General features: G+C 71.3%; 18 protein-coding genes and 1 pseudogene. 5 read left to right on the top strand and 14 right to left on the bottom strand.

From position 1 onward, the window contains the following. Window positions 1-59 precede the first annotated feature (59 nt). The 3 genes from ACLQ26_RS29905 to ACLQ26_RS29895 all read right to left on the bottom strand — a co-directional run bounded on the left by ACLQ26_RS29905 (window position 60) and on the right by ACLQ26_RS29895 (window position 5,490). Window positions 60-1,550, bottom strand: a complete 1,491-nt coding sequence (locus ACLQ26_RS29905; protein ID WP_425747690.1) for an FG-GAP repeat domain-containing protein — start codon at window positions 1,548-1,550, stop codon at window positions 60-62. A 78-nt stretch (window positions 1,551-1,628) separates the two neighbouring features. Then, complete coding sequence (locus ACLQ26_RS29900) at window positions 1,629-3,179, bottom strand: FG-GAP repeat domain-containing protein (protein WP_425747688.1); 1,551 nt, start codon at window positions 3,177-3,179, stop codon at window positions 1,629-1,631. Between the two features lie 52 nt (window positions 3,180-3,231). Beyond that, window positions 3,232-5,490, bottom strand: a complete 2,259-nt coding sequence (locus ACLQ26_RS29895; RefSeq protein WP_425747687.1) for an AfsR/SARP family transcriptional regulator — start codon at window positions 5,488-5,490, stop codon at window positions 3,232-3,234. A gap of 259 nt (window positions 5,491-5,749) precedes the next feature. Here ACLQ26_RS29895 and ACLQ26_RS29890 point away from each other — a divergent pair, with 259 nt between their 5' ends. Continuing rightward, window positions 5,750-8,602, top strand: coding sequence for an aconitate hydratase (locus ACLQ26_RS29890; protein WP_425747686.1), 2,853 nt, complete (start codon window positions 5,750-5,752; stop codon window positions 8,600-8,602). 122 nt (window positions 8,603-8,724) lie between these two features. Here ACLQ26_RS29890 and ACLQ26_RS29885 read toward each other — a convergent pair whose 3' ends face one another. Then, window positions 8,725-8,889 (bottom strand): hypothetical protein, encoded by a 165-nt coding sequence (locus ACLQ26_RS29885; protein WP_425747685.1) that lies wholly within the window; start codon window positions 8,887-8,889, stop codon window positions 8,725-8,727. Window positions 8,890-9,220: 331 nt separating this feature from the next. Between ACLQ26_RS29885 and ACLQ26_RS29880 the strand changes: the two genes are divergently transcribed. From ACLQ26_RS29880 to ACLQ26_RS29870, 3 genes and pseudogenes are all read left to right on the top strand, one after another. Further along, window positions 9,221-9,445, top strand: coding sequence for a winged helix-turn-helix domain-containing protein (locus ACLQ26_RS29880; protein ID WP_425747683.1), 225 nt, complete (start codon window positions 9,221-9,223; stop codon window positions 9,443-9,445). Further along, window positions 9,441-9,578: pseudogene (locus ACLQ26_RS29875) on the top strand (XRE family transcriptional regulator); the annotation flags it as partial. The gene ACLQ26_RS29880 and the pseudogene ACLQ26_RS29875, both read left to right, overlap by 5 nt. After that, window positions 9,572-9,760 (top strand): DUF397 domain-containing protein, encoded by a 189-nt coding sequence (locus ACLQ26_RS29870; RefSeq protein ID WP_425747681.1) that lies wholly within the window; start codon window positions 9,572-9,574, stop codon window positions 9,758-9,760. The pseudogene ACLQ26_RS29875 and the gene ACLQ26_RS29870, both read left to right, overlap by 7 nt. A 279-nt stretch (window positions 9,761-10,039) precedes the next feature. Here ACLQ26_RS29870 and ACLQ26_RS29865 read toward each other — a convergent pair whose 3' ends face one another. The 9 genes from ACLQ26_RS29865 to ACLQ26_RS29825 all read right to left on the bottom strand — a co-directional run bounded on the left by ACLQ26_RS29865 (window position 10,040) and on the right by ACLQ26_RS29825 (window position 19,781). Further along, the gene (locus tag ACLQ26_RS29865) at window positions 10,040-11,302 is read right to left on the bottom strand and encodes an RNA polymerase sigma factor (RefSeq protein WP_425747680.1); all 1,263 of its coding nucleotides are present in this window, start codon (window positions 11,300-11,302) and stop codon (window positions 10,040-10,042) included. Window positions 11,303-11,306: 4 nt separating this feature from the next. Then, entirely contained in the window at window positions 11,307-11,642 is a 336-nt protein-coding gene (locus ACLQ26_RS29860) for a YciI family protein (RefSeq protein ID WP_425747679.1), read from the bottom strand. Between the two features lie 84 nt (window positions 11,643-11,726). Then, complete coding sequence (locus ACLQ26_RS29855; protein WP_425747678.1) at window positions 11,727-12,338, bottom strand: GTP-binding protein; 612 nt, start codon at window positions 12,336-12,338, stop codon at window positions 11,727-11,729. Further along, window positions 12,319-12,705, bottom strand: coding sequence for a DUF742 domain-containing protein (locus ACLQ26_RS29850; RefSeq protein WP_007462630.1), 387 nt, complete (start codon window positions 12,703-12,705; stop codon window positions 12,319-12,321). Before ACLQ26_RS29850 ends, ACLQ26_RS29855 begins: the two co-directional genes overlap by 20 nt. 5 nt (window positions 12,706-12,710) lie before the next feature. Further along, complete coding sequence (locus ACLQ26_RS29845) at window positions 12,711-13,133, bottom strand: roadblock/LC7 domain-containing protein (protein WP_363689674.1); 423 nt, start codon at window positions 13,131-13,133, stop codon at window positions 12,711-12,713. 91 nt (window positions 13,134-13,224) lie between these two features. Continuing rightward, window positions 13,225-15,804 carry a nitrate- and nitrite sensing domain-containing protein gene (locus ACLQ26_RS29840; RefSeq protein WP_425747677.1) on the bottom strand — a complete coding sequence of 860 codons (2,580 nt, stop codon included), beginning with the start codon at window positions 15,802-15,804 and terminating at the stop codon, window positions 13,225-13,227. Between the two features lie 122 nt (window positions 15,805-15,926). Continuing rightward, window positions 15,927-17,537 carry a prenyltransferase gene (locus ACLQ26_RS29835; RefSeq protein ID WP_425747676.1) on the bottom strand — a complete coding sequence of 537 codons (1,611 nt, stop codon included), beginning with the start codon at window positions 17,535-17,537 and terminating at the stop codon, window positions 15,927-15,929. Then, on the bottom strand, window positions 17,530-18,447 hold the full coding sequence (locus ACLQ26_RS29830; RefSeq protein WP_425747675.1) for a terpene synthase family protein: 918 nt from the start codon (window positions 18,445-18,447) through the stop codon (window positions 17,530-17,532). Before ACLQ26_RS29830 ends, ACLQ26_RS29835 begins: the two co-directional genes overlap by 8 nt. Further along, the gene (locus tag ACLQ26_RS29825) at window positions 18,444-19,781 is read right to left on the bottom strand and encodes a cytochrome P450 (protein ID WP_425747734.1); all 1,338 of its coding nucleotides are present in this window, start codon (window positions 19,779-19,781) and stop codon (window positions 18,444-18,446) included. Before ACLQ26_RS29825 ends, ACLQ26_RS29830 begins: the two co-directional genes overlap by 4 nt. A 436-nt stretch (window positions 19,782-20,217) precedes the next feature. On the opposite strand from ACLQ26_RS29825, the gene ACLQ26_RS29820 reads away from it, so the two are divergent. Then, window positions 20,218-20,466: a DUF2630 family protein gene (locus ACLQ26_RS29820; RefSeq protein ID WP_363689606.1), complete on the top strand. Its 249-nt coding sequence runs from the start codon at window positions 20,218-20,220 to the stop codon at window positions 20,464-20,466. A 49-nt stretch (window positions 20,467-20,515) separates the two neighbouring features. Here the strand turns inward: ACLQ26_RS29820 and ACLQ26_RS29815 are convergent, their stop codons facing one another. Continuing rightward, entirely contained in the window at window positions 20,516-21,448 is a 933-nt protein-coding gene (locus tag ACLQ26_RS29815) for a serine protein kinase RIO (protein WP_425747674.1), read from the bottom strand. Window positions 21,449-21,564 lie beyond the last annotated feature (116 nt).

The raw sequence follows: 21,564 nt of genomic DNA, 5'->3' as shown, positions 1-21,564 counted from the left end.
ACACCCACGCCGCGTCCCGCCGGGGGCCCTGGGCGGGCGTGCCCGGCGGGAGCGGTCCGTCACGCGGTGGCGGGGATGTCCGCGCAGCCGCCGAAATGGTGGTCGGCACGGATCTGATAGACGTCGACGATGTCGAAGATCCACCAGGTGGAACCGTTGGTGCAGTCCTGCCGGTACAGGGCCAGGTCCGTCGACCCGTTGCCGTTGTAGTCGCCGGGGGCCGGGATGTCCTTACAGCCGCCGTACTTCAGGCCCGACTGGATCGCTCCGCTCAACCGCAGGTTGTAGATCGACCAGGACGAGCCGTTGGTGCAGTCCTGCCGGTACAGGGCCAGGTCGGTCCACTTGTCGCCGTTGTAGTCACCCGGTGCCGGGATGTCCCCACAGCCGCCGTACTTGAAGCCGGACCTGATCGCGCTGGAGTTCTTCACGTCGTAGATCGACCAGGACGAACCATTGGTGCAGTCCTGCCGGTACAGGGCCAGGTCCGTCGACCCGTTGCCGTTGTAGTCACCAGGCGCGGGGATGTCCTTGCAGCCGCCGTACTTGAAGCCGGACCTGATCGCGCTGGAGTTCTTCACGTCGTAGATCGACCACGACGAACCGTTGGTGCAGTCCTGCCGGTACAGGGCCAGGTCGGTCACACCATCACCGTTGTAGTCACCCGGCGCCGGGATGTCCGCGCAGCCCCCGTACTTGAAATCGGCCTTGATCTGCGTCGTCCTGTCCCGGCCGCTCTTGATCCACCAGGCGGAACCGTTGACGCAGTCGCGGCGGTACAACGCCAGATCCGCCACCCCGTCACCGTCGTAGTCACCCGGGGCGGGGATGTCCGCGCTCCCGCCGTAGTGGTGGTCGGCGAGGATAATCTGCTCGGTGCTGGGGCTCTGCACCCACCAGGCCGAACCGTTCACCGGGTCACGCCGGTACAGCGCCAGGTCGGTGGAGCCGTCACCGTCGTAGTCCGCGAGTGCGGAACTGACGGCCCCCCACAGCGCCGTCGCGAGCCGTTCCCCGTCCGCTGCCTGTGGCTGGTACGCGTCCGGGGTGCCGGAGATCTGTACCGCCTGGCAGATCTCGCCCACCGGTGCGGTCTGCCAGGGGTACCGCTCCATCTTCGTGAGGAAGGAATTGGTCGAGTAGACCGGATCCAGGATCTGCGCCTGCGTGCCCCAACCCGTGCTGGGGCGCTGCTGGTACAGGCCGAGACTGTCCCGGTCGCCGTAGGGGAGGTTCTGGATCGTGCTCTCCACGATCGCCGTGGTCAGCGCGATGGTGGCGGCGCGGACCGGCAGCCTCCGCGCTTTCACCACCTGGACGATCAACCGGGCACAGGCCACCCGGCTGGGGGTGAGGGCGGAACCCCTGAGCTTGCCGGTAAGCGTCGGGCCGACCCGGGCGGCGAACGCCGCGTCGGCGCTGGTGGGGGCGGCCGCCGTACAGTCGGGGATGACGGCGGCCTGGGCGACCGGCACGTCGAAGGCCAACGCGGCGAACGTCACCATGGCGGCGAGGCCGGCGAGTGCGCCGTGGAAACGAAGACGTCTCACACCTTGCTCCTTGCGAAACGGGGGTGGGCGGCGGGGGTGGGGCCGCCCGCGGAGAGCGGAACGGCCCCACCTGAACTGTCAGGCAGTCGCGGGGATGTCCGCGCAGCCGCCCCAGTGGTGGTCGGCGAAGATCTGGCCGTTGTCCGTGATGTCGAGGACCCACCAGGTGGAGCCGTTGGTGCAGTCCCGGCGGTACAGGGCCAGGTCGTTGACGCCGTCCCCGTTGTAGTCACCGGGAGCGGGGATGTCCGCGCAACCGCCGTACTTCAGACCCGACCTGACCGCGTTGGCCGTGACGATGTCGAAGATCGACCAGGACGAGCCGTTGGTGCAGTCCTGCCGGTACAGGGCCAGGTCCGTCGACCCATTGCCGTTGTAGTCGCCCGGGGCCGGGATGTCGGCGCAACCGCCGTACTTCAGGCCCGACTGGATCGCCCCGCTCAACCGCAGGTTGTAGATCGACCAGGAGGAGCCGTTGGTGCAGTCCTGCCGGTACAGGGCCAGGTCGGTCCACTTGTCGCCGTTGTAGTCACCAGGCGCGGGGATGTCCTTGCAGCCGCCGTACTTGAAGCCGGACCTGATCGCGCTGGAGTTCTTCACGTCGTAGATCGACCAGGACGAACCGTTGGTGCAGTCCTGCCGGTACAGGGCCAGGTCGGTCACACCGTCACCGTTGTAGTCACCCGGTGCCGGGATGTCCGCGCAGCCCCCGTACTTGAAATCGGCCTTGATCTGCGTCGTCTTGTCCCGGCCGTTCTTGATCCACCAGGCGGAACCGTTGACGCAGTCCCGGCGGTACAACGCCAGATCCTCGACCCCGTCACCGTTGTAGTCACCCGGGGCCGGGATGTCCGCGCTCCCGCCGTAGTGATGATCGGAGAAGACGCTCTCCCGCGAGTTGGAGCTCTCCACCCACCACGCCGAACCGTTCGTGGCATCCCGCCGGTACAGCGCCAGGTCCGTCTGGCCGTCACCGTCGTAGTCCCCGGTGACCATCTTCGTCGAGGTGGGACTGTCGACGATGTTCTTGTATCGCAGCGGTCGGTTGTGGGTGATGTCGTAGTACGAGATGTCGCCGACCTGGTTGTGGCTGTTCCGGACCGGGCCCTTGGCCCAGTCCTGGAAAGCCGGACCGTTCAAGGAGTAGGTAAACGCGCCCTTGCTGTGGTCGGCGCCGTCCTTCCACCGGGCGAACAACTCGATGTGCCCACTCGAGAGGATCGCGTCACCAGGCTTGAGCGAGTCCGCGCTGATCGAGGTCGTCACCGACCCGATCGAGTTACGGAAGTCGTCTGTCGTCGGGCTGCTGGAAAGGTGCCACGCCATCGAGACCAGGCCGGAGCAGTCCGTCCGGTACTGCTTTCCGGCGGGGTCCGATGACTGCTGGGTCGAGATCACCCTCCCGCTGCCGTCGTAGACCGTGCCGTAGACCACGTTCTTGTCGACCCAGTACTGAGCACGGGCGAGCACCTCGGACCGGGTGATCTGGCCGCCGATGCTGCTGGCTGCCTGGGCCGGAGCGGCGGACGCCACCACCTGAATCGCGGTGAGCGCGGTGGCGGTGGCGGCCAGCGCCAGCGCTCCGGCCACGATGCGACCGGCGCGCTGACGTAACCTCGTTTTGGTCATCGGGATCCCTTCGACTGGCCAATTCCTGCCAGTGACGGTGCCCTGACTCCCTTCAGGAACGCTGCAGCTCGGCGCCTCGGCAGGTACAGCGGATCTGGAGCTCCTCTGCAGCGCACACGGCGCCGAGGCTGGGCGACGGTGGCCGCCGCGCCGCGCCGGTGTGGGTCGACGGATGTCGCCCGCCCGGGCCCGGGTACGTCGAGCCGGTGAGGGCGCCTGCCAACTCGCAGGCCAGATCGTCCAGCCGGTACGCGGCACATGCGGCGACCACCGCGTCGAGCGTCGCGCGCTCCCGGTCGAGCCACAGCGCCGGGTGGGACAGGGCCGCCTGGACGGCGGTGTCGAACGGGGACGCGTCCGCCGGTGGATGCCAGGCGAGGAACTCGCCGGACGGCGCTGGGTGCGACGCCGCGGCGATCAGGTGCAGGCCGCCAACGGCGATCGCCCCTATCCCCTGACGCAGCAGGTCGTCCGGGTCCTCGATCTCGGCCCGTTCGCGCGCGAAGAGCCGAACCAGCTCGTGCAGCCGGTACCGGGGCTGCTCGCGGCTTTCGCTCGGTACGACGTCGACCAGCCAGGCGTCGACGAGCCGGTCGAGCAGTTGCTCTCCCGCCGTCTCGGACAGGCTCAGCGCGGCAGAGACCGTCCACGAGGCGAAGTCCGGTGCCCCGAGAACGGCCAACAGCCGAAGGGCCGCCTGCGCCGACGGGTCCAGGGTCTGGTAGCTGAGGGCGAAGCTGGCCCGAACCTCCTGGTCACCAGCGGCGAGCTCGTCCAGCCGGCGGCGCTCGTCGGCAAGTCTGCGGGCCAGGACCTCCAGCGGCCAGTTCCGCCGGCCCACCAGCCGGGCCCCGGCCACCCTGATCGCCAGCGGCAGGCCGCCGCAATGCTCGACGATGGCCCGTGTCGCCGCCGGCTCCTGCCGGGTACGACCGCTGCCCACGATCCGGTCCAGCAGCTCGGCGGCTTCAGCTGTTTCCAGTACGTCGAGTTCGGTCAACCGGATTCCGTCCAGTCCGCCGAGAGCGGTGCGGCAGGTCACCAGCACGGCGCAACCGGGAGCCGCGGGGAGCAACGGTCGGAGCTGACTCTCGCCGCCCGCGTCGTCGAGCAGCACGAGTAGGCGCCGGCCGGCGGTGTGGGTCCGGTAGAGCTGGACCCGCTCCGCCAGGGTCTCGGGGACCGCCTCGGCCGCGACGTCGAGTGCCCGTAGGAAACCGCCGAGGACGTCGAGAGGTTCGAGCGGAGTGTCGCTGAGGCCGCGCAGGTCCGCGTACAGCTGCCCGTCCGGGTAGTGGTCGCACACCTCGTGACCGACCCGCACCGCCAGCGCGGATTTGCCCACGCCGCCTCTGCCGACGATGACCTCGACCGGCCGGGTGCCGCGGCCGGCCGGCGCGGTGATGGTCTGGACGAGCGACTCCACCACGGCGCGCCGGCCGGTGAAGTCCACGGGCTGCGGCGGCAGTTGCGCGGGACGGATCGGCGCTGCGCGGGCGCCGGTGGGGTGGTTGGTCGCCGCGGTGGTGCTGATCTGCTGCCGCGGTGCGGGGTACGGCACCGGCGGTGACGCCTCGTCCTCGCGCAGCAGCAGTTCGTGGACGCTGCGCAGTTCGGGGCCCGGTTCGATGCCCATCTCCCCGATCAGCAGAGCCCGTGCCTCCCGGTAGAGCGCCAGCGCGTCGGAGCGGCGTCCCATCATGGCCAACGCCGTCATCAGGTGACCGCGCAGCCGTTCCCGGTAGGGGTGGCTACCCACCAGGCTGGTCAGCTCGGTGCACGCCTGTTCGACGTGGCCGAGGGCGAGCTCGGTGGCGACCCGTTCCTCGACAGCCGTCAACCGCAGTTCCTCCAGCCGCAGCGCCTCGCCGGAGAGCGCGTGGTGATCGACGTCGTCGAGGGCGACACCTCGCCAGATGTCATCGGCGGCGCGCAGCCGGCGAACACCCTCGCCGGACCGACCGTGTGCCAGCGCCGCGCGACCCAGCTCCACCTGCCGTTCGAAGACGTCGCGGTCCAGCGTCTGAGGGTCGACCCGAAGGAGGTAGCCGGAGGACTGGGTGACGATCGCCGGCGCCCCGTCCGGGCCGATCAGTGTCCGGCGCAGCGCCGAGACGTACGTTTGGAGGACGCCACGGGCGGTGCCCGGGGGTGCGGCACCCCAGACGGCATCGACCAGTTTCGCGGCCGACACCACCCGCCCATGCTCGACCAACAGTGTGGCGAGCAGAGTTCGTCGTTTGCGTCCGCCGAGCGGTATGAGCCGCCCGTGCCCCAGCACCTCGACCGGTCCAAGCAGACGGAATTCCACGTCAACCTCCCCCGAAGCAGCCGGCGGTAGCCGGGCAGACAGGCTAGGTCCGCAAGGCGCACGGGAGGAGTCCGGCAAGTCGACGGCAGGTGTCGTGATTCCGGCGACGTTCGTCCCGAAACCTGGCCCACGGTTGCGCGAATAGCAAGACGGACGTACGGTTTTGTTGGAGAGCGGAATCGGCGGGTAAGTGTCACCTAACCTCGGCGGCACCCCGGCCGGTGCGACAGACTGCTCAGGACTACTCACGGTCGCTGGTGTGAAGGAGTACGACGTGGCGAGCCTCGACACCTTCGGTGCGAAGACCCAGCTACGCGTCGGAGACGCGAGCTACGAGATTTTCAAGATCGACAAGGTGGACGGCCACGAGCGGCTGCCGTACAGCCTGAAGATCCTCCTGGAGAACCTGCTGCGGACCGAGGACGGCGCGAACATCACCGCCGACCACATCGAGCAGCTCGGCGGGTGGGACCCGACCGCCGACCCGAGCGTGGAGATCCAGTTCACCCCGGCGCGGGTGCTCATGCAGGACTTCACAGGCGTGCCCTGCGTGGTCGACCTGGCCACCATGCGCGAGGCCGTACGTGAGCTGGGTGGCGACGCCACCAAGGTCAACCCCCTCGCCCCCGCCGAGCTGGTCATCGACCACTCGGTGATCGCCGACCTGTTCGGCCGCGAGGACGCGTTCGCCCGCAACGTCGAGCTGGAGTACGAGCGCAACAGGGAGCGCTACCAGTTCCTGCGCTGGGGCCAGACCGCGTTCAACGAGTTCAAGGTCGTCCCCCCGGGCACCGGCATCGTGCACCAGGTCAACATCGAGTACCTGGCCCGCACCATCATGGAGCGCAACGGCCAGGCGTACCCGGACACGGTTGTCGGCACCGACTCGCACACCACGATGGTCAACGGCCTGGGCGTGCTGGGCTGGGGCGTCGGCGGCATCGAGGCCGAGGCCGCGATGCTCGGCCAGCCGGTCAGCATGCTGATCCCCCGCGTGGTGGGCTTCAAGCTCTCCGGCGAGATGCCGGCCGGCACCACCGCCACCGACCTGGTGCTGACCATCACCGAGATGCTGCGCAAGCACGGTGTGGTCGGCAAGTTCGTCGAGTTCTACGGCCCCGGCGTGAGCGCTGTGCCGCTTGCCAACCGGGCCACCATCGGCAACATGTCCCCGGAGTACGGCTCCACCGTCGCGATCTTCCCGATCGACGCCGAGACGATCCGCTACCTGGAGCTGACCGGCCGCGACGCCGCGCAGGTCGCGCTCGTCGAGGCGTACGCCAAGGAGCAGGGCCTCTGGCACGACCCGGCGGCGGAGCCGGCCTACTCGGAGCGCCTGGAGCTGGATCTGGGCACCATCGAGCCGTCGCTCGCCGGCCCGAAGCGCCCGCAGGACCGGGTGCCGCTGGGCGCCGCCAAGACGCTGTTCCGCTCGGCGCTCACCGACTACGTCGCCGACGACTCCGTCGGTGAGCGTGACCTCAAGCCGGGTGTGGCGCGCGAGCAGTTGCCGGTGGGTGCGAACGGACCGGCCGACGAGGCCAGCGCCGAGTCGTTCCCGGCCAGCGACCCGCCCGCCAACCAGTTCAGCGACCCGGCGGACGAGCCGCGCGACCTGGAGACCGCTGCGGTCGGCGCGGGCGGCCGGGCCAGCAACCCGGTCCGGGTCACCGGCGCCGACGGCGTCGAGTACGAGCTGGACCACGGCGCGGTGGTGATCGCGGCGATCACCTCCTGCACCAACACGTCCAACCCGCAGGTGATGATCGGTGCCGCTCTGCTGGCCCGCAACGCCGTGGAGAAGGGCCTGACCCGCAAGCCGTGGGTGAAGACCACCCTGGCGCCGGGTTCCAAGGTCGTCATGGACTACTACGAGCGGGCCGGTCTCACGCCCTACCTCGACAAGCTGGGCTTCAACCTCGTCGGGTACGGCTGCACCACCTGCATCGGCAACTCGGGCCCGCTGCCCGAGGAGGTGTCGGCGGCGGTCAACGAGCACGACCTGTCGGTCGTCTCGGTGCTCTCCGGCAACCGGAACTTCGAGGGCCGGATCAACCCGGACGTCAAGATGAACTACCTGGCGTCCCCTCCGCTTGTGGTCGCGTACGCCCTCGCCGGCACGATGGACATCGACCTGGCCAACGAGCCGATCGGTGAGGACACCGAGGGCAACCCGGTCTACCTGCGCGAGATCTGGCCGAACAGCGCCGAGATCCAGGACGTCATCGCCCAGGCGATCGGCGCGACCGGGTTCAGCGCCGCGTACGCCGACGTCTTCGCCGGCGACGAGCGGTGGCAGTCGCTGCCCACCCCGACCGGCGACACGTTCGCCTGGGCCGACGACTCGACCTACGTGCGCAAGCCCCCGTACTTCGAGGGCATGCAGCCGGAGCCGAGCCCGGTCGTCGACATCTCCGGCGCCCGGGTGCTGGCCAAGCTTGGTGACTCGGTGACCACCGACCACATCTCGCCGGCCGGCTCGATCAAGGCCGACTCGCCGGCCGGCGCGTACCTCGCCGAGCACGGCGTGCCGCGCCACGAGTTCAACTCGTACGGCTCCCGCCGGGGCAACCACGAGGTGATGATCCGGGGCACCTTCGCCAACATCCGGCTGCGCAACCAGCTGGTGCCCGGGGTGGAGGGCGGCTTCACCGTCAACCACCTCACCGGCGAGCAGACCTCGATCTACGACGCCTCGATGGCCTACCAGGAGGCCGGCATCCCGCTTGTCATCCTGGCCGGCAAGGAGTACGGGTCGGGCTCGTCGCGGGACTGGGCGGCCAAGGGCACCATGCTGCTGGGCGTCCGGGCGGTCATCGCCGAGTCGTACGAGCGGATCCACCGCTCGAACCTGATCGGCATGGGCGTACTGCCGCTGCAGTTCCCGGTGGACGTCACCGCCGAGTCGCTGGGCCTGACCGGCACCGAGATGTTCACCATCACCGGGGTGACCGCTCTCAACGACGGCGACACCCCGCGCACGGTGACTGTCACGACCGACACCGGCGTGGAGTTCGAGGCCGTCGTGCGGATCGACACCCCGGGCGAGGCGGACTACTACCGGCACGGCGGCATCCTGCAGTACGTGCTGCGCCGCATGATCGCCAACTGATCGCGTACGGCTGGTCGAAGGCCGCTCCCGCTACGGCGGGGGCGGCCTTCGCCGTGCATCCCCAGGGAGGGCTTGCGGTCAGGGCGCCCGGAGTCGAACGGCACGGGCGCGATGCCAGCTGGTCAGGCCGATCCGCGGCGGGCGGCGTCCGTCGGGGTCGCCCGCAGCGCGGGGCAGGGCCAGTCCTGCCCGCAGGCGTCGCAGATCCACAGGGGGCCGTCGGCGGTGTGCGCGACCGCCGGGCCGCACCGGGAGCGCCAGCGTGCTTCCGGTACGACGTTCGGCACGCGACCCGGGCCACGGTACGGAGGGCGCGGTGGCCCGGCCGGGCCGGCGGTCGGCACACCGGGCGAGGGCGGCCGGTCGGGTCGATTGCCGGCCCGACGGGGGAAGTTGCAGGACCTGTCCTCGGGCAGCATCGGTACCACCTCCGCGCGAAAGGGTCGGCACGCCCGCCTCTTGCCACGAGGCGCGACGCACCCTCTATCTGGCAGCGACCCGTGCCGACTCGATGTCCACCAGGGGCCGCGCCTCACTCCCCACAAACTAGTGCCAGCAGTGCCAGAAGGTCAAGCAGTGCCATAGGTGCAAGCAGGGTCCGAGTGGGTAGGAAGGACCATGACGTCCGTGCCCATCCCGTACACGGCCCGAGAGATCGAGGACGACCTGACTCGACGCATCGCCGCCGGGGAGTTCCGGCCGGGCTCGCGCCTACCTACGTATGACGCGCTGGCGCAGGAGTACGGGTCAGCCCGACGGACCGTCGCCCGTGCCGTGGAGGCTCTCAAGTCCCGCGGACTGGTTGTTGGCGTACCGGGCTCAGGAACCTTCGTCGCGGAGTAGCGCGCAAGCGCAGCTCATCGACAAGGCTGCCGACGTTGCTGAGCTCGACAGACGGTGGGAACGCATCCGCGACGGCGCCCTGTCGCGTGCCCAGTCCCTCAAGCTCCTCACAGAAGCGGCAGCATCATGGACCTGGCCGGCGCTCGCTGGCGCAAGAGCAGCAAGGATGGCAACAACGGCGGCGACTGCGTCGAGGTGGCCGACAACCTCGCGGGCGTCGTCGGCGTACGCGACTCCAAGGACCCGGCCGGTCCGACGCTCGCCTTCGACCCGGCGTCCTGGACCCGCTTCCTGGCGTTGGCCAAGCTCGGCTGACCCCCACCCCGAACGAGCAAGTACGGCTGGGCGAAGGCCGCTTCCGCTCCGCCGGGGGCGGCCTTCGCCGTCCACGCCGGGGTGCGCGCTGGACGGGTAGGTCCCCACTCCCTGCCCGCCAGGGCGATGTGCTGTTGAGCGGTATACCTCAGAGTCATGAATATGACTGTGAGGTATACCGCTCACCACCGCATCCGCCCTCCACGGAGGTGACCGACGGTCACTGCCGACCGGTGGCTGCGCCCACCGCCGCCCCAGCCGGGGTGCCGAATCACTCGTCTAGGGGTGAGTGCTCAGCACAGCCGCAGCGCGGTCGAGCAGGGCACGCCGCTCGGCGGCCGAGTCCACAGCTGCCGCCGCCTCCCGGAACAGCGCGGCGGCACGCGACCTGTCACCCTGCCGGGCCACCAGATCGGCCTGCACCGCCACGGCCACCGGATTACCGTCCAGCCCTCCCCCGGCACGCGCCTCGTCCAGCAGGACCAGTCCGGCCGTCGGCCCGTACGCGTAGCCGTGCGCGACCGCGCGGTTGAGCGCCACCACCGGCGACGGCCGGAGGCCGAGCAGAGCGTCGTAGGCGCGGGCGATCGCCTGCCAGTCGGTGGCCTCGGCGGACTCCGCGGTGGCGTGGCAGGCAGCGATGCGGGCCTGCCACGCGTACGGTCCGTCATCCCGGACCCGGGCCAGCGCCGAGATCCCCTCGGCGACGGCGGCCCGGTCCCAGCGGCGGCGGTCCTGCCGATCCAGGGAGAGCAGGTTGCCCTCGGCGTCGCGGCGGGCGTCGCGCCGGGAGTGCTGGAACAGGACCAGCGCCAGCAGCGCGGCGACCTCGGACTGCTCCGGCATCAACAGGTCGAGCAGCCGGGCCAGCCGGACCGCCTCGTCGGCGAACGCCGGCTCGCCGTCGGCGACGTAACCCCGGGTGAAGAGCAGGTACAGCACGGCGAGCACACCGGGCAGCCGTTCGGCGAGCGCCGGCCCGCTCGGCACCCGGTACGGGATGCCCGCCTCGGCGATACGGGTCCGGGCGCGGGTCAGCCGTCGGGTCATCGTCGACTCGCTTACCAGCAGCAGCCGGGCGATGTCGGCGGTCGGCACCCCGCAGACGGTCCGCAGCGTCAACGCCACCCGGGCCTCGATGGCGAGCGCGGGATGGCAGCAGGTGAAGATGAGCCGCAGCCGGTCGTCCACCACGTCCTCCCCCACCTCCGGCTCGGGCTGACCGTCGGCCGGCGTGAGCAGCGCCAGGTCGTGCAGCTTGCGGCGCTCGACGGCGGCCCGGCGCAGCACGTCGAGCGCGCGGTTACGAGCAACAGTCATCAGCCAGCCGTCCGGGTTGGCCGGCACACCGTCGCCGGGCCAGCGCTCCAGCGCGACGGCCAGGGCCTCCTGCGCGCAGTCCTCGGCCAACGCCCAGTCCCCGCTCACACGGATCAGGGTCGCGACGATCCGGGGGTACGCGTCCACGCCGACGGCCGCGACGGCCTGAGCCGCCGCGGCCGCGCCGACGGGCGCACCGGAAGTGGTGTCGGTGCGGCTCACCCGATCAGGCGGACAGGTCCGCGTACGGGCGCAGTTCCAGTCGCCCCTTACGCGCCATCGGGTGGGTGCGCGCCACCTCGATCGCCTCGTCGAGGTCGGCGCAGTCGATCAGATCGAAGCCCACGATGACCTCCGTGGTCTCGGCGAACGGCCCCTCGGAGACGAGCAGTTCCCCGTCGCGGACCCGGACCATTGTCGCCGCGCTTGTCGGCGCCAGCACGTTGCCGGTGAGGCGGCGGCCACGGGAGTCGTTCTCCGCCACCCACTTGTGGATGTCGGGCAGCTCGGTCGGGTCGGTGTCCGGTGCGGTGTCGGTGCAGACGAACATCATGAACTTCATCTGGCGCTCCCTCGGGTGTCCGGGTGTTTGCCAACATGACGAACGGCCTGGGCCGTTCCGGACAGCCTCCCCGAAAAAACTCCGTCAGTCCGTGCGGGCAGCCCGGCGACGGGCCTCGCGGGTCTTCATGGCGTGCTCCATGAGGGTCACGAGCACCTCCTTGCTGGACTCGCGCTGACGGGCGTCGCACAACAGCACCGGCACGCCCGGGTCCAGGTTCAGCGCGGTCTGCACCTCGTCGAGCCGATACTGGCGGGCGCCCTCGAAGCAGTTCACCGCCACCACGAACGGGGTGCCCCGGCCCTCGAAGTAGTCGATCGACGGGAAGCAGTCGGCCAGTCGGCGCGTGTCGGCCAGCACCACCGCCCCGATCGCGCCCAACGCCAGCTCGTCCCAGACGAACCAGAACCGGTCCTGACCGGGGGTGCCGAACAGGTAGAGCACCAGGTCGTCGCTGATGGTGATCCGGCCGAAGTCCATCGCCACGGTGGTGGTGGTCTTACCCTCCACCCCGGACAGGTCGTCGATACCGACCCCGGTCTCGGTCAGCACCTCCTCGGTGCGCAACGGCCGGGTCTCGCTCACCGCGCCGACCATTGTGGTCTTGCCCACGCCGAAGCCACCGGCGACCAGGATCTTGATCGCGGTGGGCAGTGGCGTCGCTCCCGCCGGCCGGTCAGAGTGCCCGTAGTCCATTGATTACCGCCTCGAAGATGCTGTTGTCGGGAAGACCGGCCGTGGTCTGCGGTTCGCGTACCTGCACGAGGTTGCGGGCCGCCAGGTCGCCGAGGAGCACCCGGATGGTCCCCACCGGCAGGTCGAGGTGGGCGGCGATCTCGGCGACGGACTGTATTCGCTGGCACAGGCCGACGATCGCCAGGTGCTCGGGACCGAGACCCACCTCCGGCGTCACGTCGGCTCGGGTCGCGGTGACCAGGGAGATCAGGTCGAACGTGCCGGTGACCGGACGGGCCCGCCCGCGCGTCACCGCGTACGGGCGCACCACCGGGCCCGCATGGTCATCCACCCACTGATGCTCTGCGGACTCCCCCTGCACCGTCATCGCCGTTACCTCTCGCCAGCCGACTGTTCGGTGCCCCGCGACGGTGAGGCCACGTACTTGCCGACCCGGGTGACGAGCATCGCCATCTCGTACGCGATGAGACCGACGTCGGCATCCTCGCTGGCGAGAACCGCCAGGCAGGCGTTGCGGCCGGCGGCGGTGACGAACAGGAACGACGACTGCATCTCGATGATGGTCTGCTGCACCTGCCCGCCCCCGAAGCGCTTGCCGGCGCCCCGGGCCAGGCTCTGGATGCCAGCCGCCATCGCCGCGAGGTGCTCGCCGTCGTCGCGGTTCAACCCCTGCGAGGAAGCCATCAACAGTCCGTCGGTGGAGAGCGCGACCGCATGCTCGGCCTGCTTCACCCGGCCCACCAGATCATCCAGCAACCACGTCAGGTCGGCACTCGAAGCCGTCTTCTGGGCCACTTCGTCGTCCTCTTCTCGCCCGGCAGTTGCGCCGTATTCGTCTTGGGCTTGACCGTCACACCGCGCGGCTCCCCGCAGCACCGACGCTCGGTCAGGTGGCTTGTGGTTCCTCGCCGGTCGGCTCGGGCGTCGCGCTCGGCGAGGCGTCGGACGCGCCACCGAGCAGACGCGCCGCGTCGGTCCGGCCGCGCCGGGTGCCGGTCTGATACGAGCTCATCATCCGGCGTACCTGCTCCGGCGGCCGCACCACGTCCTCCTCGTCGGACTCGGTTGCCGCCGGGTCGTCGCGCAGCTCGGGAACGATGTTCGCCTGGCGGACGCGGACCGGCAGGCCGGAGTCGGTCAGGTCCGTCTCGGCCCGCGCCGGAACCGGCCCGGCGCCCGGCTCGCTGCCGCCGCCGCTCGGCGCGGTGCGGTCCACCGCGGGCAGGCCGGTGGGCACCGTCGGCCCCTCCAGGGCCGGCTGGCCCAGGCCACGCCGGGTCCGGGTGGGCAGCTCCGCCGCCGTGGCACCCAGGGTCGTCCGCTGCCGGGTGGGGAGTACGACGTCGGTGTCGGTTCCGTCCACCTGCTGCTCGGTAGGGATGCTGCTCTCGGCCAGCGCCGGGGCGAGGGGGGCCACCGGCTGTGCCGTGCCCGGACCGAACGTGTCCGTCGCGGCGGCGGCCACCGCGACCGACGAGTTACCAGCGGAACGGCCGCCGTCGGTGGGGCCGGTGCCCGTCGGGCCCGAGGGCAGGGCGATGGCCGTCGGCCCGGCCGGCAACGCGCCGGCGTCCTCCGGGTTGGTGCCGTTCGCGGTGACCAGGTCCAGCGGGATGAGCACGACGGCTGTGGTGCCGCCGTACGCCGACTCCTTGAGCCGGACCCGCACGCCGTGCCGCTCGGTCAGCCGGCTCACCACATAGAGGCCGAGCCGGGCGGCGTTGGCGAGGTTCAGCTCGGACTGGTCGACGATGCGGTGGTTCGCCGTGGCCAGGTCCTCCTCGCTCATGCCGAGGCCCCGGTCCTCGATCTCGATGGCGAACCCGTTGGCCACGAGCTGGCCGCGGACCTCCACCGTGGTGTGCGGCGGCGAGAACGACAGGCCGTTCTCGATCAGCTCGGCAAGCAGGTGGATGATGTCGCCGACCGCCCGGCCGGCGAGCGAGACGGGCCCGAGCGGCAGCACGTTGACCCTGGTGTAGTCCTCCACCTCGGCGACCGCGCCGCGCACCACGTCCACCATGGGAACGTTGCGCCGCCAGGCCCGACCAGGGGTGGAGCCGGAGAGCACGATCAGGTTCTCCGCGTTACGCCGCATCCGGGTGGCCAGGTGGTCGACCCGGAACAGGTCCTCCAGCTCCTCCGCGTCGTGTTCCCGCCGCTCCATCGCGTCGAGCAGGGTGAGCTGGCGGTGCACGAGCGCCTGCGTACGCCGGGCCAGACTGAGGAACACCTCGCGAACGTTGCGGCGCAGTTCGGCCTGCTCGACGGCGGTACGCAGCGCGGTCTCCTGGACGGCGTTGAACGCCTTGCCGACCTGGCCGATCTCGTCGACGCCGAACTCCAGCGGCGGCGCCTCGGTGGCGACGTCGACCTCCTCGCCGCGACCGAGCCGCTCGACCACCCGGGGCAGCCGCTCGTCGGCGAGCTGCCAGGCGGCCTGCCGCAGCCGTTCCAGCTGGCGAAGGAGGGTCCGGGCCGTGGTGATCGAGACGACGACCGAGGCGACGACGGCGAGCAGACCGAGACCGGTGGCGAGCACCAGCCGGACGACGACCATCACTGCCACGCCTGTGGCTCGGCCGACGATGCCCTCGCCACCGTCGGCGACGGCGTCGTTCACCTCGGCCAGCGCCGGCTCGACCGTGCCGCGCCACTGCTCGGCGCTTACCGGCAGCTGGGTGGCCGGCCGGCCCTCGTGGATGATGCTGTCCTGCACGGCGCGCAGTCGGGTGAACGCCTCGCCCTCGACGAGCTGCTGGTAGCGGCGCTGATCGGCGTCGGCGAGCCGTGCCCGGGTCTCCTCGCCGAGGAACCGCTCGGCACCGACCAGGCTGGTGTAGCGGGCGTACTCCGGCCCACTCATCCGGCCGTTGCCGAAGAGGCCGCTGAGCAGCGCGTCCTCCTGGGAGATCAGCTCCTTCATCCGGTTGAGCTGGATCAGGGCGGCCGCGTCGGCGGCGATCTCCTTGTCGTCCAGACTGCCGGTGACGTCGTAGATCTGGAAGATCGACTCGATCGCGTCCGTGTAGGCGTCGGCGGCGGAGAGCCGATCGACCTTGCGGGCGAGCACGTCGGCGCGGGTCTGCTTGAGCCCATCGATCTGCGCGATCGTGGCGTCCAACTGGGCGTCGAGCGCCGCGCTGCCCGCCACGTCGACCTGCCAGTTGCGGACCGAGCCGGCGAAGTCGCCGGCCAGCTGCGCGGCCTTGCGCTGTTCGGTCTCCAACGCCGCGCGCTGCTCGGCGTCGGGGTTGCTCAGGTACGCCTGGGTCAGCCGTCGTTCCAGCTGGAGCTCCTGCAGCAGCGGCTCACTGGGCGTGTAGACCTTGCTGTTGAGAAGCTGGACACCGAGCAGGTTGAAGCCGTCGCGCAGAGTCACCCATGCCGCGAACATCCAGAGCGCGACCAGGGAGAGCAGCAGGGCGACAACCTTGGTGCGGATACTCGTACCGCGAGAACGCATTGAACCGTCCCAGGCCGGGCGTTGACTCAGCTCATCAACGGGTGATCATGGAAGACGACGTCCCGCCACAGCGGGCATCGGGGCTGAGGCTCTGCGTACGCTAGCAGTGTCCACACAACCCCTCAAGTTGTTGTTTTTGTTGTCTGGTAACCACAATCCACCACCGAACGGTCGGTGTCCGCCTGGTGGACGGAAGCCAGCCGGCAGGCCGCCAGCACCGTCGCGCGAACGATCGCGGTAGGACAGTACAACTCCTTGCCGTACCACAGTGGAGGGTGCGGCTGATCGGACGATTGGTGCAGGTAGGCGTGGCCGCGAGCCACCGCGTCGTCGACCTGCGGCGCTCCCGTCGGCGCGGCCAACAGCACCTGCAGCGCGTACGCGGTCTCCTCGGCAGTGCCGCCCCAGCGCCCCCACGAGCCGTCGGCACCTTGGCTCTCCAGCACCCAGCGGGCCGCCCGGTCCACCGCCTCGGCCGCCGCGCCGCCGCGGCCGAACTCCGCCAGGGACAGCACGCAGCAGACCGTCGCGTAGTACGGCGAGGCGTGCCACCGGTCCTGCCAGGGGCCCTCGGCGAGCTGGTGGGCCGGCAGCACGACGCTGAGCCGCTCGACCGCCCGGTGGTACCGCGCGTCCGCGTCGGGGTGCGCGGTCACGTGCTGACCGAGGGCGTCCAGCACGTGGGCGTTGGTGGTGACCGAAAAGCCGTCCTCGCTCCCCGGCCACGTGCAGAAGCCGTCCGCCGTCTCGTACGCCCACAGGCTGGCCGGGTCGGCGGGGCGGCCGAGACGGGCCAGCGCGTCCAGCGTGACCGACGTGGTGTCGGCGTCGGTCGGCAGACCCTCGCCGGTGGCGACGCCCTCGGCGGCACCGGTGGCGGCGGCCAGGGTGCGCAGCACGGTGGCCGGCGGGTCGATCGCGACACCGGCGCGGCGCAGCCCGCTGAGCACCCAGGCCCGTTCGAAGACGGTGATCGGGCTGGGGCAGGGCACCGGCCCGTCGCCGTCGCGGATCAGCTCCCGCAGGAATGCGTGCGCGGTGGGGCCGGCGGCCGGGCCGGCGGCGGTCAGCCAGGCGGCGGTCGCGGCGGGCGACGCGCCGACTGCGGTGAGGGTGGGCCCGGCGTCGGCCGGTGTCGCGTCCAGCACCTCGTAGAAGTGGGCCAGCTTCGTCGGCAGCGCCGCCCCGGCGGCCACCGCGGCCCGTACCGCGCGCAGCCGGTCGGGGCCGAGGCCCACGGGGAGCGTCAACGGCGGGCGGGGCAGCCGGTCGGCGAGCGCCCGGTCCAGCCGGGCCAGCCGGTCGTTAACCGACTCGACAAGCGCCGGGACGATGAGGTCCAGCGCCGGGGTGTCCGGCAGTGCCCGCGCGTGCGTGGCGAGCAGCCGGCCGGTGAGCGCGTCCAGCCCGCGCGCCACCGGGGCGAGCAGGTCCGCACCGGACCAGCCATCGTCGGCCAGCACCGCGAGCAGCGCGTCGGTGGCGCTGAGCGTGGGCACCAGGGCGTACCCCTCGGGTGGGCCCCACGCGCCGTCCGGGCGCTGCCCGCTTAGCAGAAACCCGACCCGTTGGTGGTGTCCCGGCAGCCAGGACGCGCCGGCGACCAGCCGGGCGCTCTCGTACACCGAGGGGGCGACCTGCCCCCACGGCCGTAGCGCGACGCCGGCGATCAGCTCGCGCGCGGCGGCGTCGGTGGCCGGCTCGGCCAGTACGCGGAAGGAGCCCTCACTCACCGCGAGCTCCCCAGAAGTCCGACACCTCGTAGAAGCCACCGGTGAAGGAGATCTGCCGGTGCAGGTACTCCGCCTGGCGCGGGCAGCGCTCGGCGAGGGCGGCCAGGTCCCCCCGGGACCGAGCGGTCAGTTCGGCGAGCCGGGCGTGCACCCGGGCCGGGTCGTCGACCAGCAGCAGGGCGTTCAGGTCCCCCCACTCGGCGTCCCGGTCGTGCGTGGCGAGGTCGTTGACCAGCCGCAGCACCCGCTGGACGCCCCGGCCGGCGTCCAGCAGGTCCGTCAGCTGGGCGAGTGTCCGCTCGTCGCCGGTGGCGATCCAGTGCGTCACGTTGACGAAGGAGCAGGCCAGGTTGTCGGCGTTGTCCAGGTAGCGGTCCAGGTCCGGCAGACGCCGCCCGGTGGTCGGATCGGTCGGCAGGTTCTTCCAGTCCCACTCCCGGGACACGGCGGCGAGCATCCGGGCCAACTCGTCGCGCCAGATCGGGCGCAGCCGGGTGAACGCCGGCACGGACTCCAGCTCGTCGCGCAGGTCGGCCAGCAGCCGCGCGAGGTGCTGGCCCGGCGGTGGCGCGGCGCCGTCGGCGACCGCCAGGCAGTCGGTCACGATCGCCCGGACGTCGTCGGCGGACCGGGCCAGGTAGTCGACCTGCCAGTCGGCGGCGAAGACCCAGAGCAGGGTACGGGTGGTGATCCGCAGCTGCGCGGCGGTGTGCCACGGCGCGGTGAAGGCGATCGCGGTGGCCACCGAGCTGAGCAGCGCGGCGTCGAACGGCGCGGCGTCGAACAGCTCCGGGTGCGCGGCGGTGACAACCTGCAGGTCGCGTACGCCGCGCACGGCGAGCGCGCAGACCCGGCCCTGCTCGGCGACGGCGTCGGGCCCGGCCTGCACGGGCCACGGCGCGCCGGTCATGACACGACCGGGCGCTCGACCGGGGTGACGATCAGCTCGGCCCGCTGCTTGGGTTGCAGCGAGGCGCCGAGCCGGGGTGTCAGGCCGACGGGTTCGCGCAGTCGGAACCGGTAGCGGCTCAGCACGGTGCTGACGATGAGCTGCGCCTCCAGCAGGAAGAGGTACTGCCCGAGGCACTGGTGCGGGCCACCGCCGAAGGGGAAGTACGAGTAGCGGTAGCGCCGCCGGGGCCGCTCCGGCGCGAAGCGCTCGGGGTCGAACAGCGTCGGGTCGTCCCAGAACGTCGACATCCGCTGGGTGACGTACGGGCTGACCAGCACGGTGCCGCCGGCCTTGATCCGCACCCCGCCCAGCACGTCGTCGGCGACGGCGGTCCGGGGGATCATCCAGCCGGCCGGGTAGAGCCGCAGCATCTCGTCGAGCACCATCCGGCCGTAGCGCAGCTGAGGCAGGTGCTCCCGGCCGACCCGTTCGGCGCCGACCACCTGCTCGATCTCGTCGGTCATCCGCTCGGCCACGTCGGGCCGGGAGGCCAGCACCGGCCAGAGCCAGGAGAGCAGGGCGATGGTGGTCTCGGTGGCGGTGGAGAACATGGCCACGACGTCGCCGCGGATCGCGTACTCGTCGGGTTCGCTGCCGTCCGCGCGGGGCCGGCAGAGGGTGGAGATGATGTCGTCGCCGTCGGTGGGCCGGGCCCGCGCCTCCCGGATGATCGGCAGCACCACCTCGTCGATGGTCCGCACCGCCTCCCGGAAGGGCCGGTCACCGGGCATCGGCACGGCGTACGGCACGAAGGGCACCAGGAGGCGCGGAAGCATCGCGGTGGTGACCGTGTCCAGCGCGGCGCTGATCCGCAGCGCGTCCGGCACCGAGATCCGGTCGGCGAAGAGCACCCGCATCGTGGTGCGCAGCACGATCCGGGTCAGCTCGGCGCCGCCGTCGATCGGCCGGCCGTCCCGGGCGGGCTCCAGCCACTCGTCGACGGCCTCGTTGATCGCCTCGGCCATCCGGTCGACGAGCGTCTCGGCCCGCTTCGCGGTGAACAGCGGTTGCAGCGCGCCCCGGCTGGACTCCCAGATCTCGCCCTCGGCGACCAGGATGGCGTCGCCCACGATCCGGCGTACCGGACGCCACAACAGGCCGTCCCCGTCGCGGGTGTAGTTGGCAACGTTGTCCCTCAGCACGCGTTGCAGGTGCTCAGGGTGGCTGACGAGGTAGGGGCGGAACGAGCCGAGGTTGAGCCGGACGACCTCGCCACCGGCGTCGTCCGCGAAGCCGACGAGCGCGGCGAGCGGGTCACGGACCAGCGCGGGCAGGGCGCGACGGAGTGGGATCATCCGGGGTTCGGTGCTGACGGGGGCGGGGCCGGCATCGGACACCTGGGTCATACAACGTCTCCTCGTCGTTCCGCCGGCCGGGGCTGTCTACTGTGGCCGGTGGGGAGCGTGAAACTTTCACCTTCTGGGCGACGGAAGCATCTCACCAAATCCGAGGCACCTCCATACCTGCGACCGGTGAGATTCCACGCCCCATCCCGACGAGCGTCGATGTCATGAGGCAACTATTGTCCTGAGTGGACTGTCAGATCGAGGTGCCGGCCCAGGTCGTGCCCGTACACCCCGAGGCGCGGGTGTCGCGCGGGTGGCCCGCCCGCCCGGCGGAGGCCGAGCCACCCGCCGCCAGGCCGAGAGGGCTCGTGGGAGTGAGCCAGGACCCACCGGTACCCCCGAATCCGGGCGATGCCGGGCACCCTGTGCCAGGCTCTGTGGCATGGACGACAAGACCATCCTGAACCGGATCTCCGAACTGGTCGACGAGGAACACAAGCTGCGCGGCGAGGCCCAGGCCCACGAGTCGGGCACCGAGGGCGAGGCCAGCGAGCGGCTGCGCGCCCTGGAGGAGTCCCTCGACCAGTGCTGGGACCTGCTGCGTCGCCGTCGGGCCGCCCGGGCCAGCCACGGCGACCCGGACTCCCAGGGCGAACGCCCCAAGCCCGAGGTGGAGCGCTACCTGCAGTGACCGGTACGGGTGGGTCGGGCAGACGCCCGGCCCACCCGTACCGCTGCGGTCAGCGGACGCCCGCCTCGCGCAGCAGTTCCCCGGTCAGCGCGTCGGGATCGACCTGCTCGGCGGCCAGCCCCCGGGCCTTGAACCAGGCGCTGACCACCCGCACGTCACGGGCCAGGAACTCGGGCCCCTGCGGGTTGGCCACCACGTCGACCACCTGCGGCAGATCGATCACGACCAGCCGCCCGTCGTGCACGAGCAGGTTGTACGGTGACAGGTCGCCATGGGCGTAGCCGGCCCGGGCCAGCACGCGCAACGCCTCCACCAGCTGGTCCCACAGGTCGCGCAGCGCGGCCGGGTCGGGCCGCAGCTGGGCCAGCCGGGGCGCGGCCTCCCCCGACTCGGCGTCACCGACGAACTCCAGCATCAGCTCGGTGCCGCGCAACTGCACCGGGTACGGCACGGCGATCCGGTCGTGCCCGGCGCCGATCTCCCAGAGCCGGGCCAACGCGGCGAACTCGGCCGCCGCCCACTGCCCGGCGATCATCTCCCGGCCGAAGGCCGTCCGGCCGGCCATCGCCCGGTTCTCCCGGGACCGCCGCACCCGGCGGCCCTCCAGATAGCCGGCGTCGCGGTGGAACAGCCGATGCTCGGAGTCCCGGTATCGCTTGACGGCCAGCAGACAGGACCGGTCCGTGTCCGGTACAGCCCGGCGGACCAGGTGGACGTCCGCCTCCTTGCCGGTCTTCAGCACACCCAGTTCGGTGTCCTTCGCGGCCAGCTCGGTGACCAGCCACCGCGGGTGCGGAGCAGGGCCGTGGACGGCGTCGTCCCAGGACGACCAGCGTTCGCCGGTCGCCGGGTCGGGGTCACTGTCGGGGTCGGCGGGCGGCTCAGAGGGCCGCCCGCGCTTCAGAAACTGCGGTTCGTCGTCGTCGAAGCGGCTCTTGCCGCGGCTGCGGCGCTCCAGCGCCGGCAGGTCATGATCGCGCACTGTGGTGAGGTTCCCTTGATCGAGGCTGAGATAGGCAGCTGGAAGCGACCTGCGAAGACGGCCATGGCCGACCTCCTCTCCTCGACCGGGCGTCCGCCCGGGTGCACGATGCGCCG

The sequence above is a fragment of the Micromonospora sp. DT43 genome (assembly GCF_049841645.1).
Classification (GTDB): Bacteria; Actinomycetota; Actinomycetes; order Mycobacteriales; family Micromonosporaceae; genus Micromonospora.
The sequence above is the reverse complement of the archived record's forward strand: the minus strand, read 5'-3'. Positions and strand labels throughout refer to the sequence as shown.